This is a genomic window from Acinetobacter sp. AHP123 (genome assembly GCF_023757925.1).
Classification (GTDB): domain Bacteria; phylum Pseudomonadota; class Gammaproteobacteria; order Pseudomonadales; family Moraxellaceae; genus Acinetobacter; species Acinetobacter oleivorans.
This window is the reverse complement of record NZ_CP092454.1, coordinates 3141666-3158767: the sequence shown is the minus strand read 5'-3', so window position 1 is coordinate 3158767 and position 17102 is coordinate 3141666. Positions and strand designations below refer to the sequence as shown.

The window sequence follows — 17102 nt, the reverse complement described above, 5'->3', positions numbered from 1 at the left end:
TTAAGGTTCCTGTCTAGGGGCTGAATTCATATCATGTCGAACTCTGCTTATATTTTCATAAATGACCTTACGCATTCTGTTTACTGCACCTAATGGCTTATGTTCAGGTAAAGCATGCCACGGCGTAAAAGAAAGATTTTCACAGAACTGATTTTGTTCAGGTGTATCAAAGCTTTGCTTTGGAATGTGAATAGTTGCTACTTGATAAAACGGAGCTGCTTTTTCATCCCATTCTGTCATTGCATCTTCTACTAGCATTTTACTTGAAGTTCTTGGCTGAATAAGGAACTCCATACAGGCGTCATTATTTTGCAAAGTATTTTTTAAAGCTTCTCTTAAAAAATCATGACTAGGGTTTTTAGGTAGATTATTTGGTGTTACCTTACAAGCACGTACTGAATATTTAACTGCTTGCCGATCTTTGCCAAGTCCTAACTGATAGGGAACCATAGACCAGTAACGTGCATAGAGTGGGTTTGCAATTTGTGAGTTACGTGCTCCCAGTGCATTCATGGTTCCTTTAAAACCTAAGGCAAAAGGAATATGAAGTTTTCTGATCATATTGTGGCTATTCACATCATTCATAAAAGAAAGATATCTTTTTGCATCATTGGCAAAAAAGACAGGGTGATTAATCATAATAAAATCTTGAGTGGTCGCTTGTTTTTCACTTTCTAAAATTTTGTCTCCTGATACACCTAAAAGTTTTATGGCGATGCCTCGTGCATCTTTGTCAATGTCGGCACTCGTGGCGTCATTAGACGCATTTGAAAAACGAATCCATGCTTGATAACTTTGATCTGGGATAAAAACTCCTTTTGCAAACTGAGCAGGTATATTTTTTGAGACCTGAAACTCGGCTCGAACACACCCATGCGCTTTAGGATGTGCATCACGCAAAGCATTTCCCGCCGTGTATTGTTCACGAATTGACTTTTCAATGACTTGAGCTATGTTTTGAGCTAGTACTTCCTCATTAGGCTGTAACTTTTCTCCTAAAAATGGATCGATCTTTGGATATGCAATATTTTCCGAAGAAGTCTTTACTGGTGTGGTTCTTTGAGAATATAAAGCGTCACTACAACCTGTTAGTGCAAAAACAAGAGGAGTAAATACAAACAATATCCTAAAATGTGTAGGCTGCATAAAATTTGACATTTATTATCTCCTCAGTGCAAAAATATTTTAGGATAATATTAAGTTTAATTTTTTAACTATATTTTGAGCTTTATAAAAAATATTAACTGTAAATAATTTAAACGTCATTGTTACTTATCTGAACAATAAAATAAAAATTATTATTTAATATAAAAACTCTTAATACATTAAGAGAATGTAGACATGATAACTAACTCACAAAATGTACAAAATAATTCTAATTCATCACCACATCCAATCACTCAAAATACACTTATTGATCGATTTAGTCCTATCTATTGGAGAATAGACGGTCCACAAACGATGTCTTTTGCTATTACGAATTATGGAAATGGTTTTGAAGCATCTTTTAGAGCACGAATGGCAAATGATCTAGTAGGAATTACGTGGGATTCTAATGATACTAAAGATCATAAATTTTTAGCGTATCAAACCAAATATAGCTATGCAGGGGTGGTTTGGGATTTCGATATTGAGTTATCTGCCACGATGCCTGTGCTTAATAATCCAAGTTTAACGCCCACTTTAACGGTGTACTATAATGAAAATGGTGTAGATAAAGTTGCCTATGTTGTCTTATTTAACTATGCAAATAATCCTTCATCGCGAACGGCACATATTCATATTAACTGGGATACAGTAAAAGCTGGCTTTTCTGCTACAGATAGCTTTCCGGTAACGAACATTCAACGGATTTCATTTTCAGGTTTCACGAGCCATTATAATAGCCAATCAGCATCACCTTTAAGCCAGCCTGAAGATGGTTATATTCGTCTGACCAATTCAGTCGTAACTGGTACAAATGCAAAGTTAAATTTAAGCCGTGTGGTTGTCCCTCAGCACAATTATGGTATCTGTACGAGCTATGACGATCACTATGATTTAAACCCGCAGCGCTTAGTCAACAATATGGTGACTTTGGGATATAAGGGTTTGGTTAACCACTATGGTGGAATGTCACATTATCCTGAAATGACATGGAAAAGTGATATTAATAAATGGCAAATACCAGATACGTTGGTAACAGGTGAAGCGGTTGTTAACTCATGTACGCGTAAATGGCATGAGAAATATGCTCAGGCTTTACATAGTGCCAGTCTACAACCCATCTTTGGGGTAAGCTTTGAAATGTATTCCTTGGGGGCCAATGAATATTGGGCACAGCGTGACTGGAACAGTAATTTGGGTAAAACAGGCTATCAACCACCGAGCTATTTTTTTAGTTTAAGTCATCAGAATGCTTTGGCATATCTACGTAAAGTCTTTATTGAGTTTGCAGATGCAATGGTAGTAGGGGGATGTGATGTAAACATGCAGATTGGTGAACCTTGGTGGTGGTATAACACCGATACGAATCTACCTTGTGTATATGACTATCCAACAAAACTAGCTTTTAATGCAGATACAGGTTTATATGCACCAGATTTGGGAACAATCTATGAAGCAATGAATAAAACAGGAACGCCATATGATGAGTTTAAAACATGGCTCAGAAATAAATTAGGTCAAACCTGCCAAGACATTCGCACGGTCATTAAAGCAAAATACTCCACTGCCAAAGTTAGCCCCCTTATTTTCTTTCCTTCTATTCAATCTCCGATTCAGACTTTAGCCACTTATATTAATTATCCAAGCCAACATTATTCATATCCTAATTTTGATTACATGATGACAGAAGCTTATGACTGGTTATTGGAAGCTCGCTTAGACTTGGCGCATCAAGCAGTTTCCCAAATACCTATACAAGGGCTGGGCTATCCTGCCAATAAAGTCATATATCTCTCCGGATTCGTTCCTGATGCATCTATTGCATATATTTATGGGTTTGATAAAACCAAACCTTATCGAACGCCTATTTGGCAACGAATTTTTGGAGATATGAAAAACAATGTTTCTTTAGGTTTAATGAAGCAATTTATCTGGGCCTATCCACAGGTTATGTTTGATTCAATTACGATTGATACCACTCAGGCTCCAAATGGCTTCTTTGTTGAAAATACGTTGTATTCGCCAATTAGCGATAACACACCATATCCACCAGATATTTACCTCTAAGTAAACATAAACCATTTATAAGATAAGTGATTTGATAAGAAACCTCTTCAAGTAAGAGGTTTTCTTCTTTTTGAAACTGAAGCTTGCTTAGAGGTACATGACTGGCTATGCTGTGATGGATTGTCATGAAAGCCAATTTTAATTTAAGCAAAATTAAGCTCTTGTATTACTGTTACATAATCTATTTTGCTCGACTATAAATACCGAATGATTTAAAGGAAACCCAAAGATGAAATCTCGTGCAGCTGTCGCCTTTGCCCCAGGAAAACCTTTAGAGATTGTTGAAGTTGATGTTGCACCACCTCAAGCGGGTGAAGTTTTAATAAAAATTACCCATACAGGGGTATGTCATACCGATGCTTTTACATTATCTGGTGATGACCCAGAAGGTGTGTTTCCTGCCATTTTAGGTCACGAAGGTGCAGGTGTAGTAGTTGAAGTGGGTGAGGGCGTAACAAGCGTTCAACCTGGTGATCACGTGATTCCACTGTATACAGCTGAATGTAAAGAATGCTTATTCTGTAAATCTGGAAAAACCAACTTATGTGTTGCAGTACGTGCTACTCAAGGTAAAGGTGTCATGCCAGATGGAACCACACGTTTTTCTTATAATGGTGAACCGATTTACCATTACATGGGCTGTTCAACCTTTAGTGAATATACGGTAGTTGCAGAAGTATCTTTAGCAAAAATTAATCCTGAAGCGAATCACGAACAAGTATGTTTACTTGGATGTGGCGTGACGACTGGTATTGGGGCTGTGCATAACACAGCTAAAGTACAAGAAGGTGATTCTGTTGCTGTATTTGGCTTAGGCGGTATTGGTTTGGCTGTTGTACAAGGTGCACGTCAAGCGAAAGCGGGGCAAATTATTGTGGTAGACACAAACCCAGATAAATTTGAACTTGCTAAGCAGTTTGGTGCTACAGATTTCTTAAACCCTAAAGATTACGATAAACCAATTCAACAAGTCATTGTAGAAATGACAGGCTGGGGTGTTGACCACTCATTTGAATGTATTGGTAACGTCAATGTTATGCGCTCGGCTCTAGAGTGTGCACATCGTGGTTGGGGACAATCAGTCATTATTGGTGTTGCTGGTGCAGGTCAGGAAATTTCGACTCGTCCATTCCAGTTGGTTACAGGCCGTAAATGGTTAGGTACTGCTTTTGGTGGTGTAAAAGGCCGTTCACAACTCCCTAAAATGGTCGAAGATGCTATGAAAGGTGAAATTCAACTTGAGCCTTTTGTAACGCATACCATGCCTTTACAAGACATTAATACTGCTTTTGATTTAATGCACGAAGGTAAATCAATTCGTACAGTCATTCATTTCTAAATAAAAGAAAAAGGGCTGTGATTCAGCCCTTTTTTACAACTTATGATTTTATATCTTAAATGGCATTACCGCACATATCAGTTGTACCCTGAGGGTAGCTAAACTGTAGCGCATTACGGTCAGTAATGAGTTCACTAGAGAATTCTTGTCCAAAGAAATTCGTAGAAACTATGTCTGCATGTGCATCAATTGCAAAAGCCACTTTCTGTAGTGAACCAGGTAATTTAAATTGATATCCTTCATCAACCCCATTGAAAATAAATCCGACTTGCTTAGTATCCTGATTAATATAGATACCTAAGCGTTGGTATTCATTTGTATTACTTGTCATTTTTTTGTTTTTAAAGTATCTATCGATAAGTTCATAATCTCCCACTTCGGATACTAAGCTATAATACAAACTAGGAGGGTTCTCACCAAATTCAAAATCGTGAGCACCAATAATAAACTCATAAAATGATCTTATAGTATAGTTATTATCTGTCACACCAGTAAAATCGATGTTAGATACATAAAAAGACTCACTAGAAGAAGCTATAGGTACTTTAAGTTGCATCTCAAAAGCAACAACACCTTTTTTATTAGGCAATAAAAAATCACCCTCATAAGTAGTTGAATTCATTTTTGTTTTACTTTTTGCTGTATAAACTAAATAACCATACTTATCTTCAGTGATAGGCTCTACTTTAAAGCCAAATTTTTGCCCATTAATTAGAGGAAATCTCATCGTAGGTGGTCGATCAGAGTATTGGGTATTAAATACATCAAAATCTTCTTGAGTCGCATCAAAATTATATTTACAGACTGGGGCAGAAGAATTAATGGAGGTAGTTTGAGCCAAGAGGGTTTGAGACGCTAATTTTTCATTCTTTGTAGTTGATGAAATGCTTTTAGGTGCTACTTTTTGACTAAATTCATTCTGCGATACGGTAGTCGTATTATCAGAAGATATCTCATACATAGCCCAACATAATGTAATTGCGCTAACGGCAACTATGCCTATTTTTTTCATAAATATTCCTATTAAGTTAAGTATTAAGTTTTTAGAAAGTAGTGATAAAGTAAAATTTATTATTAATATTTAAATATTTGAAATTATTAAGTTTATAAACTATTGAATATGATTAATCATATTCAATAGTTACAGTAGCCATTGCACGTACTTTACCAGCTGTCACATTTGCTGCTGTTTGATAGTAGCGGGCAGTCATTGGTACGTTATATTGAATTGTCTGGTTAGAAGACAATGTACCTAATGCTAATTTGTCACCTTTTTTGATGACCTGATTCTTATTTTGATAATTCCACAATAATTGTACGCCTACACCATTCGCTTTTTCAGAAGCTGCAGCTGTATTTGCCAGTACCTGACTATTTGTGCCGTCCTGTGTAAAGTCATAACTTAAACTAATAACATTTTTCTCTTCATAACCCGTTGGGTTAATACCACCATTACATAAGATGTTCATATCAAAGGTTTGTTCACCTTGGGTAGAACCAACACCTTTGAAACCAGCCTTTGTAACAGTTGGAAGCTGCACAACTTTATTAATATTACCTTGAATTTCACATGAAGAAGAGGCGATGGTAATTGCATTACCATAAACTGTACTAGTTAAAAAAGGGCGGTTCATATAACCACTTACATAGTATCGACTATATAAACCTGGCACTAATGTACCCGAACCAGTCTGTGCAGCAGTTTTCACAATTTCGACAACAAAATACCCATCTGCAAGAAAATATTTCACACTTGGTGTTAAACTACGGGTATACGGATAATAGCCAGAAAAGTTAGTTGCATTTTCCGCTTCACGGTACAAACGAATACCAATTCCAGGAATATTCGTCGAATAGATATTATTCCCTAGTGGGCTTAATGCATAGCCTTGGGTAAGTGCAGCAGTAATAGTATCGCTATAAGACGTACATTTTGCTGTTGAACCATTGTCGTTAATTGGAAAAGTTGCTTTTCTTAAAATTTTTCCAACTGGGTCACTTGGTCGAACCACAACGCGACCTACAGCCATGGAAATGTCAACCGTGCTAAATGAGGCTCCATAATTATCATTGCCTAAAGTACAGTAAGCATTAGCTTCACCATACACACCAAGACCAGCAGTAAATAGAGCACCTGTTAATAATATTTTTTTCATTTGCAGACAGCCTCAGTCATTACCATGCTTTGTTGCTTATTTTGCAACTGATTACTAATGTTGTACTCAACTGAACAACGTTCATTGCTTTCATCGCCCCATTTAACATAGAGACGATCTTGAGCAAGTGGAGTACGTAAGTAAATCATACTACCTTGTGCAACAATACCGACAGCTTCATCTTTCTGATTAAAGACTTGAGCTGCAAACGGTAAGCTGTTGCCATCTACAGTTTTACTATTAATGTAAACTGCATAACCAGTTTTAGTCGCAAAATCTACTTTAGCAATTGCACCAGCAAAAGGCGCAATACGTTGACTTGTTTCTTCAAGTTCTACTTCACTCGACATTTCTTGTGGGTCAAGAGTAATGTCATTAAGACGGTACGGAGTAACATAAGGAACTACCGCATAACCCGCTTTATTTACGCTTAAACCAACAGCATTATTAACTTTTGCTCCAGCGGCTTCTGGTGCATGCACAAGTACCATTGTTTGACCTTGTTCAGGTCCAAATAAAATACCTTCTGAATGTGCAACTACACTACCAGTTAAGCTAACCATTGCTTGTTGGTAAGAATCAGCCACACTATAAGAACCACCAACAGTTGTATAGTTAGTACGATAACGACCATTTACGTTAAATGATGGATTCGCATAATCCTGATGCGACATTGAAGCGCCATAACTAAAGCGATCTCCAACCATTCCACTTGCACCAACAGTACGGCTGTCTTCAGAAGCAGTAACGTTGACGTTAACTGAATTCTTTTTGAAATCAATCGGGAACGATAATGTCATTAAATATTCAGTATCGTGTGTTTGATTCGTTGAGCCATATTCAACTTTACGGTTAATTGCAGATAAACCATAAGTCAAGCCATGAAAATTATTACTATAACCAAGCTGATATTGTTTAGTACTTTCACTACGGTTCCAATAGTCAACCCAAGAACCTACTACATAGAAGTTACCCCAACCTTCAGGTAAACCTTGGTTCAAGGTAATTTGGAATTCGCTACGTTGGCGACCAGCAGAGTAGGTATTAATACCTTTTTCTTCAAAATCACGAATAAGTAGAGCATCACGTAATTTGTAGAAGTTTTCTGTTGAGTAACGATAAGCTGCTAGTGTTAAGTTTGTGTTGGTCGGAGTAATTAGTTTGCTATAACTTAAACGGAAACTTTGCCCCGATTGTGAAGACTGTTTTTCAAACTCAGCTTCAGAATGTGTAACATCAAGTGCAATCGCACCAATTGGCGTAGCAAAAGCAGCACCCAATAATACAGCGGCATAATTTTCAGTTGCTTGTATGCCCGTATAACCTGTTAGGTAGTTGTTAATACCTTGCTGGTATTTACCTTGAACCACCCAAGGGTCAATATCAATGTCTGAATCACGGAACTGACCTACAGTTAAAGAATAACGATTCATACCAGGACGTAGCATCTGCACAACAGATGCGTAAGGCACAGCAAACTTTTGTATTTCACCATTTGCTTCGATAACAGAAACTTCAATCTCGCCACCAAAGCCAGTAGGGTAAAGGTCATTAATTTCAAAGTTACCTGGTGCTACCGTTGTTTGATAAATAAGTTGACCTTGTTGACGAACTTCAATTTTTGCATTGGTTTTGGCATTACCACGGATACGCGGAGCATAACCAAGCATACTATTTGGTAACATTCGATCATCACTTGAGAAATCGATACCACGATAACCATATGAGTCAAATATTTCGCCGTTTGTAAAGCTATCGCCTAGCGTTAAAACACCACGGTATTTAGGGAATGCTCGCTGTAAGTAAGTACTTGTTTCTTCGTAGCTTGATTTAGATTGATTTTCAGCAGGTGTATCTTGCCATTGCCACTGTCCATTATGGCGTAATTGCCAACCGCCTAAATTTAGTCCAGCAGTTACGCCCATAAACGCGTTTGTTGTTTCGCTTTGGTCATTAGACTGAGTAAATGTTTTGTAAGCACTGCCGTTATAAGATAAAAAGGCAGCATTAATCCCTCGATCCCATAGACTTGGGTCGACATAGCCTTGCGCATTTTTTTGCAAAGCAACTTGCGGAATAGAAATATCTACACGTAAGCGAGAGTTATCAAACTCATAAAATGCATTTTCAACCCACTCTTCAATTTTGTAACAACTACTATTTTCTTTTTGAAGAGAAGCGTGTTGCGCTAAAATCTCTTGTTTTACACCATATTCAGCAAGAGTATTTCCTGTAAAGCAGGTTACAGCATTTTTATTTGATTCTAATGCTTTAAAGAACATACGACGTTTGCCAAACCATTGGCCATTTACATAAACGTCAACATTATATTCGCCTGGTAAAACAGGGTTACCGTATTTAAAACGAGAAATATCAACTTTTTGAGCATCGCCAATTAAAAAAGCAGAATCAAATTCAGCTTCTACAGGAGCACTCGCGACTGTTTCTTCAGCGTGCACGAATACAGGCATTGTCATTGTGACAACACCAGAAGCCAAGTAGTAACAAATATGGCGTTTTAATAATTTATAAGATTCTTGCCTTTTTTTTGGCATAACTAAGTCCGCCTACTCACATAATAGGTGCTTAAATTTATTAAAAAGATAAATCTGATTACTGAAGTTTTATTTGGTGTTCGACTCGACCACCATAGTCATTGACATTCATAAAACTCATATCTTGAAGATTGCCATTCTTAAGCTGAACAGACTCTTCAGAAAAAGGTTTAATCATTAAACCTTGAGGTAATAAATCAACTTTTTTATCACCTGCCTTTTGGTAAACAGAAGTCATCGTGATATGAAAAGGAGTTGGATTTTTTACCGTTAAATTTTGACCAGATTTAACCCATTGAAGCTTATCAGCTGCTAAATTCGCATCGTCTTTAATCGAAGCTGGTCGATAAAAGAATTTAATACGTGAGCGAATTGCTAATTGCAGGAAATTATCAGGCGTCGTATTTTCAGTTTTTGAAGTTGGTCTTGGAGGAATGTCCAAAACGTTTAACCACAAAACTGTTTCTTGCTTCTGATTTAGCTGAGAAGCTGTTGGCAGAGCAGTAATACGAAGGGTCTGACTTTTTGTAGCCTCAACACGAGAAATAGGTGGAGCAATCATAAAAGGTACTTTTGATTGGTCCGGAGTGCTTTTTGAGTCGCCTTCATCAAGCCATGCTTGAACAAGTGCTGGTTTTGAACCGTTATTACTAACTTGTAGTGTAACTTCGCGAGCATCCGAAGGATAAATCACACGAGTACCATGAATTACAATTTCTGCTTGAGTAGCAGGTGCAACAACTGCTGAAGCAAATGCCAAACCTAACAAAAAATTATAACTGTTCAATTTCATTTCAGAATTCTCAACCAACAAAGATTCGGGAAAGCGTCACAAAAAGAGGGTTTCCATGTAAACATAGAAACCCTCTCATCCATCAATTATTGATAGATAATTGTGTATTGAACAGAAGTGTTTACTTTACCAGCAGTAGAAGCGCCAGTTGCATAGTATTCAGCATAGTAGTTAAGGTCTGCGCTACCAGCTGCAGCTACGTCAACCCATTGAGAGTTAGCTTGAGCACCGTTTGCACCAGCAGCAAGAACTGGGATGAAGTTGTTGTTGCTACCTAAAAGTTGAACGTTAACGTTTTTAGCACCAGTAGCGTCTTTGTTAAGTAAACGACCAGTATTAAAGTCAACGTTAGCACCTGGTTCGAAGTAAGTAGCTACTTTACCTTCAGAACAGTTAGCTAATTTAATTTGGAAAGGAGTACGACCAGCAACATCCCCAGCAACAGCTAAAGTTTGCTTAGAAACAGTTGGAAGAGTAACTGTGAAGTCTTTACCAGCTGGAGTAACGATGTCACAAGTTTTGTCTGTAACTAAACCATTAATTGTAATTGTACCATCAGCAGCTTGAGCATTCGCAATCCCTACAACCGAAAGAGCAGCGATCAAAGCAAGTTTTTTCATAGTGTTTTCTCAAAAGTCTGGATAAAAGTTTATTTCCTTACTTTTCCAGTGTTTGACATCTTGAAAAGTAATGCGGCGATATTAACACTTCTTAAACAAAATGCAAACTAGATCACATTATTTTTTCATAATAAAAATTAAATCACACTAAAAATAAATGCTTAATGACTGCCTTTTACAGGCTATATAGCTGTTTATAAATAATTTTTGTTTTTTCTAAAAAAGAAGAGATACAGAGATAAGCAAGTTACATAAGAACACTATGTAAATAAGAAAGAATTGAACAAATTATGTGAAAAATAAGCTTAAATTCTTACAATACAATTATATAGAATAATTTATGTATATGTATATAGGAAAAACATACAAATAGTCATTTTTTATGAAAAAAGAGCGACTCATCATTTAATTCATCAAAATGTGCGATGAATTCGACAAATCACTCTTAAATCATACTTATTGTAGGAGTAGCCTCAAAAGCTACGCTTTATTAAGTTAGTGATAGTTGATAACCACCACTTTGCGATTAGAACCTATACTTTCAATGCTAGTGTCCATTTTCTCAGTATGTTGAGCTAAATTAGAAAGACTATTTTTATTTAAATATTCACTATCAAGCTTAATATTTAAATTGTTTACCTCAACACATTCTATCTCGCTATGTTGTGTTGAGCATGTATCTTCAACAATATTTCCTCTTATCATTATTGTATTATTTGCATAACAAAATAATGGGGAATTGGAAAGCACCATCAGAATAAGAAGTTTAAAAATATTATTTTTCATTTTATATGCCTATTTATAAAATAGTTTATATATATTTGATACAATATTTTTAATTTAAAAACAATCATTAATTTTAAATCAAAAAAAATTATTAATTTTCATGTGATATAAATCACATTAACCATTTTAAATAATGTAATAGTTAAAATTCTTAAATTATATTAATCCATGTAATTATCTAAAGATAAAACAATTAATTTAAATTATTGATATTTATATAATTTTAAAAATTAAAGATCAATAAATAAACAGAGTAATATAAAAAAATCATATGATATATGATTAAATATTTAATAAATATGTAATTTATTATTTTACCTCTAATATTTATATTGCAAAATTACTACAGAGGAATAAGATACCAATTTTATTTAAAATGCGACTAATTTAACTTTATTAGAAATAAATTAAAAATTAATTACGCTTTATTTATTAAAAATTATTACGCAACGCAAATATATTGAAACCCATCACACTTTTTCAATATATTGAGGCGTGAAATATATTTTTATAACTACAATTTAAATATGTACGATTTTTTAAGACTGAACAATATCTATTAGAAATATGAACTAGAGAAAAGAGTAGCAATGTTTAAACGCGACATCTTTAAAAATTATTTAAAAGAAGTGCACTATTTGAGATAGAAGCATAATGCATATTTATCTAGCTTTAGAGTTATAGAAGTTTGGTCGTAGACTTATTTGCAGGCAGACAACATTTAGTTAAGTTCTATAACTATCTGAATAAAGAAATATTCATTTTAGCGACATCGTTATCAAGCTTATTTCGGCCATGTACTAAAGCTTCAAGCTGGATTCCAGCAGGTACTAAAATAGCTGATTGTATATTTTTGCATTTTAGAAGTTATGTTTGCCTGAAGTAACTGTTGATAAAACAACACTAGCATTGAAAAATGATGAAATATAAACATTTCCAATTCTGCTATTTTTGCGTAAACAATTGAAAATAAATAATAAATTAAATTGGCATAAAAGCTGCTCAATGCAAGTGATGAAAGTGGAATTATCCTAAGGAATCCGTATGTCACTTGTAGTAGATAAAAAAGAAAATTCTAAAGAATTTGTAAAAAACATCCTGTCTGAAATTTGGGTCACTCGATGTCCAGTACCTACAGCAACAGGTATTTCATTAAAACGCGGTACTTTAGTTAAAAAGTTTGAAAAGCACGGCATTGATGTTGCCGTCTTGCAAGATGCACGTAAAGGTTTATCGGTTCATCATTTTGATCACCAATTGCCAGCTTTGTTCCGAGAAGGTGGAAATGTACCTGCATTAGCTGCACGCTCTGAAGGCGCGCCAAGCCGACTCATTGGATTGACTTGGATTGATGAGTGGCAAGTCATTATTGTGCGACCTGATTCAGATATTAGCCAGCCAGAGCATTTAAAAAATGCGAAAGTTGCTTTACCAGAATATGCTGACAAACGTGCTGGCAGTATTTTTAGAGCCATGTCATTGCAAGGTATTCGTGGTGCTTTACAACTTGCCAATCTCACTTTCCGTGATGTGAATTTCATTGAAGTACCTGAGCGTGCTGGATCTAAAGAAAATCGTGATGCGAGTACATATTGGTCAGGCCTAGATGCATTAATTACAGGTGAAGTTGATGCTGTGTATGTAAAAGGAGCATCTGCTGTTGAAGCTGCAACTAAACGTGGCCTTAAAGTTGGAATTGATTTAGATAAATTTGAAGATGTGACTTCTCGTGTTAATAACGGCACACCTCGTCCCATTACGGTCCATGAAGACCTGTTAGAAGATCATTTTGATGTGGTAGTCGATTTTCTTGAAGAATTGTTTGATACAGCTGATTGGGCACAAGATCATTTAGATGAGGTCTTGGTCATTTTAGAAGATGAAACGATTGCTGGGGCAGAGAGTGTTGCGACAGCCTATCGAAATAATTTTCATAAGTCTTTACATCCGTCATTAAGTGAAGACCGTTTAGAGCTTTTAAAACAACAAAAAGATTTTCTTTGGTTGCATGGCTTCTTAGAGCGCGATGTCGATATTGAAACATGGGTTGATCATCGTCCTTTACTCGAAGTTTTAAAACGTCGTCAAAATAAAAAATTTTAAAGAGGATTTGATCATGACAACACTTATTCAAACGCCATTGTCTCGCGAACTCAATGACTTTATCGAATTGAACCGTGAAAAAGCTGAATTTGCTTTTGAAGTATTCCGTGAAACAAGAACAATTACTGCAAACGGAACAGTTAATTTTGTTGAACGTGGACCTGAAAATACCTTAGTCACTTTTAACTACGCAGGGCCGTGGTCTAAAGATAAAAAAAGCAAAGTATTGGTGGAGACAATTGATGGTGAAGTTTTACTGGGAAGAAAAAGTGCAGGTGGACGCTATAACAAGCTTTTTAAAGAACATGCAGATGTCACCACAATATCTCATGTACACGCGCCGAATTTAGGTGCTTGGGCTCAGACCCATCGTACTTTACCGATCCGTTATGTGCCTGTTCAGCGCTTCCATTTGTTTAAAGAGTTGCCGATTTATATTGATCGCCGTCAAGCTGAAGTAGATTTTATTTTAGATCAACTCAAAGTTGATATTGAACATCGAGCCATCTTAGAAGCCAATGGCGGAGCGACTGTATGGGGACGCCAAGGACTACAGGAAACTGCTGAATTTATTTTATTGCTTGAAGAAGGTGCTCAAATTCAGCTGCTCGCTGAATTAGTCGGTGGCAGCCGAGAATACGGGCAAGGGGTTTTACATCAGCAATGGAAAATGAGCGGATTGACTGAAAAAGCAAAATCGCTGGGCTTACTTCCTCTGAATTAGATAAAGATTTAAAAAATAAAGATCGAGAATACTATGGCTGTAAAACTTTTATGGTATCTCACTTCTCCAGATGGACCATATCCTTGGTTGGAATCTGGGCGGTGGGATACCGATTATGAACACTTGCAACAGATTGCGATTACCGCAGATCGACTTGGTTTTTACGGTTCACTCATGGGTACAAGTGAGTATGAAACACTTGCTGTTGCTGCAAGTTTAATTCCATTTACTGAACATTTAAAGTTTCTGGTTGCTCAACATCCCGGAGAAGTTCAGCCAGCAGTTTTGGCAAAATATGCGCAAACTTTTGATGCATTTTCTAAAGGGCGTTTGTTATTTAATGTCGTCAATGGAAATGATAAGGGTTTGGCAGCTTTAGGTATTCACTATACTCATGATGAGCGTTATGACTTTAGTAAAGAATACTGGAATGCATTTCAGCAAAACTACTTAGGTGATACCTCTGGATTTGAGGGCGAGTTTATTCAAATTGCTCCACGCTTAGAGGGCGGATCTCCAATGTCCAAATGGCGTGGCCCAACTCAAAAACAAGGTGTTCCTTTATGGGGAGCAGGAACTTCTGCCAAAGGCGTTCAGCATTCTGTTGAATTGCTAGATGTATATTTAAGTTTTGCGAATACACCGCCGTTACTTGGAGAAAAGTTTAGCAAGGTTGCGGCTGAGGCAGCAAAAATTGGCCGAACTTTAGAATTTGGGACTCGATTACAAATTATTGTTCGGGAAACAGAAGAAGAAGCTTGGCAATATGCTCAGTCGTTACTTGACAAGATTGATGTAAATTATGCAATCGAAGCTGTTAAACGACAGCTTCCTCCAAATGAAAGTTTTGAGAGTTATCAAAGTAACAACCCATCTATTCAGAAAAACTTAGAACAATTACGAGAAGGGGTTTTGCCACAAGCTAAAGATTTTGAAATTTATCCTAATGTTTGGACTGGCCCATCTTTATTTGGTTTCGATATTTTAAACCCAGCCGCAGGAACTGCCTTAGTGGGTAGTGCTGAAAATATTGCCAAACGGATTAAAGAATACGAAAGCTATGGTGTATCAGCCTTTATCTTGTCTGGTTTCCCTTTGATTGGAGAAGCTTATCGGGTAGCAGACTTATTGTTTCCATTATTAGAGCTTGATCATGGTTTTGAGTTACCTCAGCTAAATAGAAATTCATCCATTGATTCCCTCTTGAATCAAGAAGTCGTGGTTTAAGGGAGAAGGTATGAATAAAATTACACGTAGAGAACTCATTAAACAGACGGGATTAGGTGTTGGCGCTTTTGCTGCAATTAGCCTTATAGGATGTTCTAAGCCCGATTCTTCATCTTCTGAAAGCGCCACTGCCGCTTCACCCCAAAATGATACGCCGAAAAAAGGTGGTGTTATCAAAATTGGAGTGATTAATGGTAACCAAGCAGGCAACTTAGATGCACATAAACCTATTGGTATGTCCAGTGCGTTTAGAGGCTGGCCTTTATATGCAAAGTTATGGGAATGGGGCAGAGATATTCAGCCAAAACTCGCCCTTGCTGAATTTGCTGAACCCAATAATGACGGAACCAAATGGACCATTCGCTTAAAAAAAGGGCTCGAATTTCACCACGGTAAAACCATTACAGCCGATGATGTCATTTTCTCTTTACGGCGATTAACCGACCCCAAACTTGCCTCACCATTTGCAGCTTATCTTTATTCTTTGCAAAGAGATGCAATTAAAAAGCGCGATGAATACACCGTTGAAATTCCTTTTTCTCAAGGAAAAGGATTGGTTGCTTTACCAGAAGCATGGATGAGCTGGGGTGGTATTGTTCCTACAGATTACGACCCAGTTAAAAATGTAGTCGGGGCTGGCCCCTTTAAGCTTGAAAGTTTTACACCCGGCCAGCGTTCACGTTTTGTACGTTTTGAAAATTATTGGAAAGAAAATCAACCTTATGCTGATGCAATAGAAATTATTGATTTTAAGGATCAGACAGGGCGTCTTGCTGCTTTGCAATCTGGCCAAATTGATATTGCATCTGGAGTAAGTGCTGAGCATATTGCTCTAATTCAATCTAATAAACGACTAAATCTAGTTTCATCGGAAACCGATGCTTGGCAATCATTTGATATGAATACGTCTAAAGCACCGTTCAATGATCCTCGGGTACGACAAGCTTTTAGATTGATTGCTAATAGAGACGATTTGGTCAAACGTGCTTTAGCTGGGCAAGGACGAGTTGCAAATGACCTTTATTCGTTTAGCGATCCTGTATATGACCACAGTATTGCTCAGCGCAAGCAAGATTTAAATAAAGCAAAAGTGCTACTCAAAGAAGCTGGTTTTAATAACAGTTTAACGGTCGATTTATATACAGGCCCAGATAGCAATGCCGCATTAGTTTTTGCTCAACATGCTGCTCAGGCTGGTGTCATTGTTAATGTAAAACAGGTTGAAGCTGCTACTTTTGCGGATGCAGTAAAACAAGATTGGGCCTTTAGTACAGGCTCGAACGTTTCACGTCCTTTCTTATTAACAGTTTTGCAAATTGATGGGCCGGGTGCGGCAAATAATAAAACTCGTTTTAAGAATGAGCGTTTTACGGAACTAGTGCATGCGGCATTGCAACAACCCGATTTGGAAAAACGAAAAGTTCTTGTTCATGAAGCACAGCATATTCAGCATGAGCAAGGTGGTTTACTCATTTGGGGCTTTAATAATGTCCTTGATGCACATTCGAACCAAATTGGTGGTGTAACACCTGATCGCACTGGTTTCGCTGCGTGGCGTACAGATGAATTCTGGCGTAGAGGGTAAC

13 protein-coding genes are annotated in these 17102 nt (G+C 36.9%); 6 read left to right on the top strand and 7 right to left on the bottom strand.

Annotated elements, in window-relative coordinates; translation table 11 throughout:
• The gene (locus MJX77_RS15010) at positions 1 to 1158 is read right to left on the bottom strand and encodes a catalase family protein (RefSeq protein WP_252059523.1); all 1158 of its coding nucleotides are present in this window, start codon (positions 1156 to 1158) and stop codon (positions 1 to 3) included.
• A 183-nt stretch (positions 1159 to 1341) separates the two neighbouring features.
• Here MJX77_RS15010 and MJX77_RS15005 point away from each other — a divergent pair, with 183 nt between their 5' ends.
• Both MJX77_RS15005 and MJX77_RS15000 read left to right on the top strand, forming a co-directional pair.
• Positions 1342 to 3213 (top strand): non-contractile tail sheath protein, encoded by a 1872-nt coding sequence (locus tag MJX77_RS15005; RefSeq protein ID WP_252059522.1) that lies wholly within the window; start codon positions 1342 to 1344, stop codon positions 3211 to 3213.
• Positions 3214 to 3442: 229 nt separating this feature from the next.
• A complete protein-coding gene (locus MJX77_RS15000) occupies positions 3443 to 4552 on the top strand; it encodes an S-(hydroxymethyl)glutathione dehydrogenase/class III alcohol dehydrogenase (protein ID WP_003651772.1) in 1110 nt (369 codons plus the stop codon).
• A gap of 55 nt (positions 4553 to 4607) precedes the next feature.
• On the opposite strand, the gene MJX77_RS14995 is transcribed toward MJX77_RS15000, so the two are convergent.
• The 6 genes from MJX77_RS14995 to MJX77_RS14970 all read right to left on the bottom strand — a co-directional run bounded on the left by MJX77_RS14995 (position 4608) and on the right by MJX77_RS14970 (position 11462).
• The gene (locus tag MJX77_RS14995) at positions 4608 to 5564 is read right to left on the bottom strand and encodes a DUF4882 family protein (RefSeq protein ID WP_252059521.1); all 957 of its coding nucleotides are present in this window, start codon (positions 5562 to 5564) and stop codon (positions 4608 to 4610) included.
• 112 nt (positions 5565 to 5676) lie between these two features.
• Entirely contained in the window at positions 5677 to 6708 is a 1032-nt protein-coding gene (locus tag MJX77_RS14990) for a fimbrial protein (protein ID WP_252059520.1), read from the bottom strand.
• Positions 6705 to 9263: a fimbria/pilus outer membrane usher protein gene (locus MJX77_RS14985; RefSeq protein ID WP_252059519.1), complete on the bottom strand. Its 2559-nt coding sequence runs from the start codon at positions 9261 to 9263 to the stop codon at positions 6705 to 6707. Before MJX77_RS14985 ends, MJX77_RS14990 begins: the two co-directional genes overlap by 4 nt.
• A gap of 58 nt (positions 9264 to 9321) precedes the next feature.
• A complete protein-coding gene (locus MJX77_RS14980; RefSeq protein WP_004792379.1) occupies positions 9322 to 10056 on the bottom strand; it encodes a fimbrial biogenesis chaperone in 735 nt (244 codons plus the stop codon).
• Between the two features lie 86 nt (positions 10057 to 10142).
• Complete coding sequence (locus MJX77_RS14975) at positions 10143 to 10676, bottom strand: fimbrial protein (protein ID WP_000731817.1); 534 nt, start codon at positions 10674 to 10676, stop codon at positions 10143 to 10145.
• A 495-nt stretch (positions 10677 to 11171) separates the two neighbouring features.
• Entirely contained in the window at positions 11172 to 11462 is a 291-nt protein-coding gene (locus tag MJX77_RS14970; protein ID WP_252059518.1) for a hypothetical protein, read from the bottom strand.
• Positions 11463 to 12506: 1044 nt separating this feature from the next.
• Here MJX77_RS14970 and MJX77_RS14965 point away from each other — a divergent pair.
• From MJX77_RS14965 to MJX77_RS14950, 4 genes are read left to right on the top strand one after another with little or no spacing between them, the layout of a single operon-like run.
• On the top strand, positions 12507 to 13565 hold the full coding sequence (locus MJX77_RS14965; protein ID WP_000060708.1) for an ABC transporter substrate-binding protein: 1059 nt from the start codon (positions 12507 to 12509) through the stop codon (positions 13563 to 13565).
• Positions 13566 to 13578: 13 nt separating this feature from the next.
• Positions 13579 to 14289, top strand: a complete 711-nt coding sequence (locus MJX77_RS14960) for a class II aldolase/adducin family protein (RefSeq protein ID WP_000209266.1) — start codon at positions 13579 to 13581, stop codon at positions 14287 to 14289.
• Between the two features lie 33 nt (positions 14290 to 14322).
• On the top strand, positions 14323 to 15516 hold the full coding sequence (locus tag MJX77_RS14955) for an LLM class flavin-dependent oxidoreductase (RefSeq protein WP_252059517.1): 1194 nt from the start codon (positions 14323 to 14325) through the stop codon (positions 15514 to 15516).
• Between the two features lie 10 nt (positions 15517 to 15526).
• A complete protein-coding gene (locus tag MJX77_RS14950; RefSeq protein WP_252059516.1) occupies positions 15527 to 17101 on the top strand; it encodes an ABC transporter substrate-binding protein in 1575 nt (524 codons plus the stop codon).
• The last annotated feature ends 1 nt before the right edge of the window (position 17102 follow it).